At 68.0% G+C, this 4,550-nt stretch carries 6 protein-coding genes; all 6 read right to left on the bottom strand.

Annotation, left to right across the window (positions count from 1 at the left end):
* Positions 1-77: 77 nt before the first annotated feature.
* The 6 genes from ald to rpmB all read right to left on the bottom strand — a co-directional run bounded on the left by ald (position 78) and on the right by rpmB (position 4,326).
* Positions 78-1,193, bottom strand: coding sequence for an alanine dehydrogenase (gene ald, locus OP497_RS17390; RefSeq protein WP_280550753.1), 1,116 nt, complete (start codon positions 1,191-1,193; stop codon positions 78-80).
* Positions 1,194-1,423: 230 nt separating this feature from the next.
* Positions 1,424-1,744, bottom strand: coding sequence for a DUF2007 domain-containing protein (locus tag OP497_RS17385; protein WP_280550751.1), 321 nt, complete (start codon positions 1,742-1,744; stop codon positions 1,424-1,426).
* A gap of 6 nt (positions 1,745-1,750) precedes the next feature.
* Positions 1,751-2,944, bottom strand: coding sequence for a class I SAM-dependent rRNA methyltransferase (locus tag OP497_RS17380; protein WP_280550748.1), 1,194 nt, complete (start codon positions 2,942-2,944; stop codon positions 1,751-1,753).
* 32 nt (positions 2,945-2,976) lie between these two features.
* The gene (gene mutM / locus OP497_RS17375) at positions 2,977-3,813 is read right to left on the bottom strand and encodes a bifunctional DNA-formamidopyrimidine glycosylase/DNA-(apurinic or apyrimidinic site) lyase (RefSeq protein WP_280550745.1); all 837 of its coding nucleotides are present in this window, start codon (positions 3,811-3,813) and stop codon (positions 2,977-2,979) included.
* A 94-nt stretch (positions 3,814-3,907) separates the two neighbouring features.
* Entirely contained in the window at positions 3,908-4,063 is a 156-nt protein-coding gene (gene rpmG / locus OP497_RS17370; protein ID WP_089712818.1) for a 50S ribosomal protein L33, read from the bottom strand.
* 26 nt (positions 4,064-4,089) lie between these two features.
* Positions 4,090-4,326, bottom strand: a complete 237-nt coding sequence (gene rpmB, locus OP497_RS17365; RefSeq protein ID WP_089712820.1) for a 50S ribosomal protein L28 — start codon at positions 4,324-4,326, stop codon at positions 4,090-4,092.
* Positions 4,327-4,550: the final 224 nt, after the last annotated feature.

Below are 4,550 nucleotides of genomic sequence, written 5' to 3'. Positions count from 1 at the left end.
CGGTCCGGCGCTCCGGGGCCTGTCGCCGGGAAAGCCTTGAGCGGTGTTGCCATCGGCGATCGTCCTGGGCTTGTCCACTACCCCAGCAGATCGGCAGGCTCGACAAAATCGAGACCGAAGGCCTCGGCCACGGCCTGGTAGGTCACCTGTCCGGCGTGGACGTTGAGGCCGGCGGCGAAGTGGGCGTCGTCGGCCAGCGCCTGCTGCCAGCCCTTGTCGGCCAGGGCGATCACGAACGGCAGAGTGGCGTTGGTCAGCGCCTGGGTGGAAGTGCGCGCCACGGCGCCCGGCATGTTGGCCACACAGTAGTGCACGATCCCGTCGACGATATAGGTCGGGTCGGTATGGGTGGTGGCCCGGCTGGTCTCGAAGCAGCCGCCCTGGTCGATGGCCACGTCCACCAGCACGCTGCCGGGCTTCATCTCGGCGAGCATCTCGCGGGTGATCAGCTTGGGCGCGGCGGCCCCCGGGATCAGCACGGCACCGACGATGAGGTCGCATTCGCGCACCGCCTCGTCGATGGCATCAGCGGTGGAGAAGACCGTCTTCATGCGGCCCTGGTAGCGGTCGTCGAGGGTCTCGAGGCGCGGGATCGACTTGTCGAGTACCGTGACCTCGGCACCGAGGCCCAGCGCCATGCGGGCGGCATTCTCGCCCACCACGCCGCCGCCGATCACGGCCACCCTGGCCGGGGCCACCCCGGGCACCCCGGGCAGCAGCACGCCGGCGCCGCCCTGGGCCTTCTCCAGGCTGTGGGCGCCGGCCTGAATGGCCATGCGCCCCGCCACGGTGCTCATCGGCGCCAGCAGCGGCAGGCCGCCCTGGCGGTCGGTGATGGTCTCGTAGGCGATGCAGGTGGCGTCGCTGGCCATCAGGCCGCGGGTAAGGGTCTCCTCGGCGGCCAGGTGCAGGTAGGTGAAGAGCGTCTGGCCGGCCTTGAGACGCGCGACCTCCTCGGCCTGCGGCTCCTTGACCTTGAGGATCAACTCGGCGCCGTCCCAGACCCTGGCCACATCGACCACGAGGCGCGCCCCAGCGGCCTCATAGGCGACGTCCGCGAAGCCAGCGCCCTCGCCGGCCCCGGCCTGCACCGTGACCGTATGGCCACGGCCGACCAGCTCCCGGGCGCCGGTAGGGGTCAGGGCGACACGGTACTCGTGGTTCTTGATTTCCTTGGGCACGGCGATCTGCATGACTTGCTCCTGCACACTGTTGTTGGGTGGCTTTCCTCCCCATTACAGCACAGGCAGTCCATACATGAAGAGCCCACGCAGAAGAACGGAAAATATCAGTACAAGAGGGCTTTCTTGCCCGAAATTCTTCTTCCAGCCATTACCCCTGCAGGAAAGCCTGCCAGGACGGCCGAGGAGGTGGCCCGGCTAACGATCTCGCTCAGGAAGACGTGGGCAGGCCCCGGCCCGCCTCAGGGCTCTCGGTGGGTACCACAGTTCCAGCAGGTGTCGAAGGCGCCCTCGAGGCGCTCCCCGCATCCCGGACAGGTCCAGGCCGGGTGTTCGCTCGTGCCTTCCAGGGCCTGGCGGATCAGGACCTCGGCGCGCGCGAAGTTGTGGGGCGCCACCCATACCTCCGGCTCACACTCCCCCAGCGGCAGCTCACCGGCGCCACCGCCCAGGGTCAGGTTACGCAGCTCCGCGGGAATGCCGGCCGCGGTCAGCACGTTGTGCACGTGGCTGACCAGCAGCGCATTGGAGTGGGCGAAGGCGCGAACGTAGCCGGGGAGCATCGCGCACTAGTCCCGGAAAACGCGCACGCCCAGGGCCTTGAGGTAGGACGTCTCGGGGATCGCCGGATGGACCGGGTGATCCGGTCCCTGGTGGCCCTGGAAGAGGATCTGCCCCTGGCGGTCCTGGTGACGCACCGCGCCACGCACCACCTCGACCAGGCGCTCCGGCGCCAGGTGCATGGAACAGGAGGCCGAGAGCAGCAGGCCGTCGCGTCCCAGCAGGCGCATTGCCTCGCGGTTGAGCTTGCCGTAGGCGCGTTCGCCGTTGGGGATATCCTTGCGCTTGCGGATGAAGGCGGGCGGATCGAGGATCACCACGTCGAACTCCTCGCCTTCGGCCTTGAGGGCCGCCAGGACTTCGAAGGCGTCGCCCTCGCCCACCGCCACCCGCTCGTGTAGCCCGTTCAGAGCGGCGTTCTCGGCGACCCGCTCCAGCGCCGGACCGGAGGCATCCACGCAGAGCACTTCGCTGGCACCGTTGGCCGCGGCCTGCACGCCCCAGCCCCCCACGTAGCTGAACAGGTCCAGCACCCGCTTGCCGGCCACCAGGCCGTTGAGCCAGGCTCGATTGACCCGGTGATCATAGAACCAGCCGGTCTTCTGGCCGTCGAGGACCGGGGCGACGAACTGCACGCCGTTCTCCTCCAGCAGCACCCGGTCGGGCAGCGTGCCCTTCACCACCTCGACGCCGGCCTCGAGGCCCTCCTGACGGCGACCGCTGGTGTCGTTGCGCAGCACCACCGCCGACAGCGACAGCACCTTGTCCAGGGCGTCGAGCAGTTCGGGCAGCACGGCCTGCATGCCGGCCGTGTTCACCTGCACGACCAGCACGTCACCGAAGCGGTCGATGATGAGCCCCGGCAGCAGGTCGCCCTCGCCATGCACCAGCCGATAGAAGGGCTTGTCGAAGAGCCGCTGGCGCAGCGCCAGTGCCTGGTTGAGGCGGTGGACCAGCAGCGAACGGTCGAGCCCCTGCGCCGGGTCGCGGGAGACCATCCGCGCGCAGATCAGCGAATGCGGATTAACGTAGGCCACGCCCATGGCCTTGCCATTGGCGGCCTCGACCACCACCTGTGCCCCGGCCTCGATGTCCTTGAGCGGCGTGGCCTGGATGTCGATCTCGTTGGAGTAGAGCCACAGGTGGCCGGCCTTGAGGCGACGGTCGGCGTTCTTCTTCAGGCGCAGGGTGTGCTGGGTCATGGGGGGGTCTCGCAGGGGAAAGAGGGGATCGTTCAAGTCTGGCACTGGCCGCAGAACACGCTGGCCCGCTGGCCCAGGGTCACCAGGCGCAGCTCGGAGCCGCAGCGCCGGCAGGGCTGGCCATCACGCCCGTAGACGTTGAGGCGCTGCTTGAAATAACCGGGCTCGCCGGTGCCGCCGACGAAATCGCGCAGGGTGGTGCCACCCTGGGTGATGGCGGCCGCCAGCACCTCGCGCACCGCCGCCGCGAGGCGGTCATAGCGCCGCCGGGCGATGCGCCCGGCGGCGCGACGCGGGTCGATGCCGGCCAGGAACAGCGCTTCGGCGGCGTAGATGTTGCCCACGCCCACCACCACGGCGTTGTCCATCAGGAAGGGCTTGACCGTGAGCCGACGGCGGCGGGACAGGTCGAAGAGCCGGGCGCCATCGAAGGCGTCAGACAGCGGTTCCGGCCCCAGCCGGGCGAGGCGCGCATCCGGCGCCGGGCCCTCGGCCAGCCAGTCGACGAAGCCGAAGCGGCGCGGGTCGTGGTAGCGCAGGATGCCGCCATCGTCGAGCACCAGGTCGACGTGGTCGTGCTTCTTCGGCAGCTCGCCCAGGCGGGCGATGCGCAGGCTGCCGGACATGCCCAGGTGCCAGAGCAGGGTACCGCCGCCCTCGCCTTGCCCCGGCCGTGAGAGCGGCAGCAGCAGGTACTTGGCACGCCGGGCGAGCACGCCGATGCGCGCCCCGACCAGCCGCTCGACGAGGTCCGCCGGCACCGGCACGCGCAGGCGGGCCTGGCGCACGATCACCTCGACGATCTCGCGGCCTTCCACATGGGGGGCGATGCCCCGGCGGGTGGTCTCGACTTCGGGCAGCTCGGGCATAGTCTCGTCCGGCGGGGCAACGATACGCAAGAACCCGACCATCGGGCCGGGTTCAGGCTGACAGGCTCCTGCCTGCGGCGGAAGCGACCAAGACTTACTTGATCTTGCCCTCCTTGTACATCACGTGCTTGCGGACGACCGGGTCAAACTTCTTCATCTCGAGCTTGTCCGGGGTATTCCGCTTGTTCTTGTCGGTGGTGTAGAAGTGACCGGTACCGGCACTGGATATCATTCTGATCTTGTCGCGCATGACGGTTATCTCCCGTGATAAATCGCTTAGACGGCTTCGCCGCGCTTGCGGATGTCGCCGAGCACCGCCTCGATGCCCTTCTTGTCGATGATGCGCATGCCCTTGGAGGAGACGCGCAGCTTGACGAAGCGCTTCTCGGCCTCCACCCAGAAACGGTGGGAATGCAGATTCGGCACGAAACGACGGCGCGTCTTGCGCTGGGAGTGTGAAACGTTGTTACCAGTCACCGGGCGCTTGCCGGTAACCTGACATACTTTGGACATGAGAGCCTCCAACCGCTTGGCCAGGTGTTTAGACCTGAGTGTTCAAAACCTGTCGGGCAAACCGGGATGACCCCGTTGTCATTTGACCCAAGGGAATTCAAAGGCTGCACTTTATACCAGAGACCACCGCCTTCGGCAAGCGATGCGCCGTTTTCCCCAGGGCTATCGCAGATAGCGGTATCGCTCGGGGCTAATCCGTCGACAGGCCCCGGAGTGCCGGACCA

The organism is Halomonas sp. 11-S5 (genome assembly GCF_029889825.1).
Taxonomy (GTDB): Bacteria; Pseudomonadota; Gammaproteobacteria; order Pseudomonadales; family Halomonadaceae; genus Halomonas.
The sequence above is the reverse complement of the archived record's forward strand: the minus strand, read 5'-3'. Positions and strand labels throughout refer to the sequence as shown.

Coding starts and splice junctions, on each gene's coding strand:
- mutM (WP_280550745.1), bottom strand. CDS start 3,813: ATGCCCGAGCTGCCCGAAGTCGAGACCACCCGCCGGGGCATCGCCCCC.
- OP497_RS17385 (WP_280550751.1), bottom strand. CDS start 1,744: ATGCTCCCCGGCTACGTTCGCGCCTTCGCCCACTCCAATGCGCTGCTG.
- ald (WP_280550753.1), bottom strand. CDS start 1,193: ATGCAGATCGCCGTGCCCAAGGAAATCAAGAACCACGAGTACCGTGTC.
- rpmG (WP_089712818.1), bottom strand. CDS start 4,063: ATGCGCGACAAGATCAGAATGATATCCAGTGCCGGTACCGGTCACTTC.
- rpmB (WP_089712820.1), bottom strand. CDS start 4,326: ATGTCCAAAGTATGTCAGGTTACCGGCAAGCGCCCGGTGACTGGTAAC.
- OP497_RS17380 (WP_280550748.1), bottom strand. CDS start 2,944: ATGACCCAGCACACCCTGCGCCTGAAGAAGAACGCCGACCGTCGCCTC.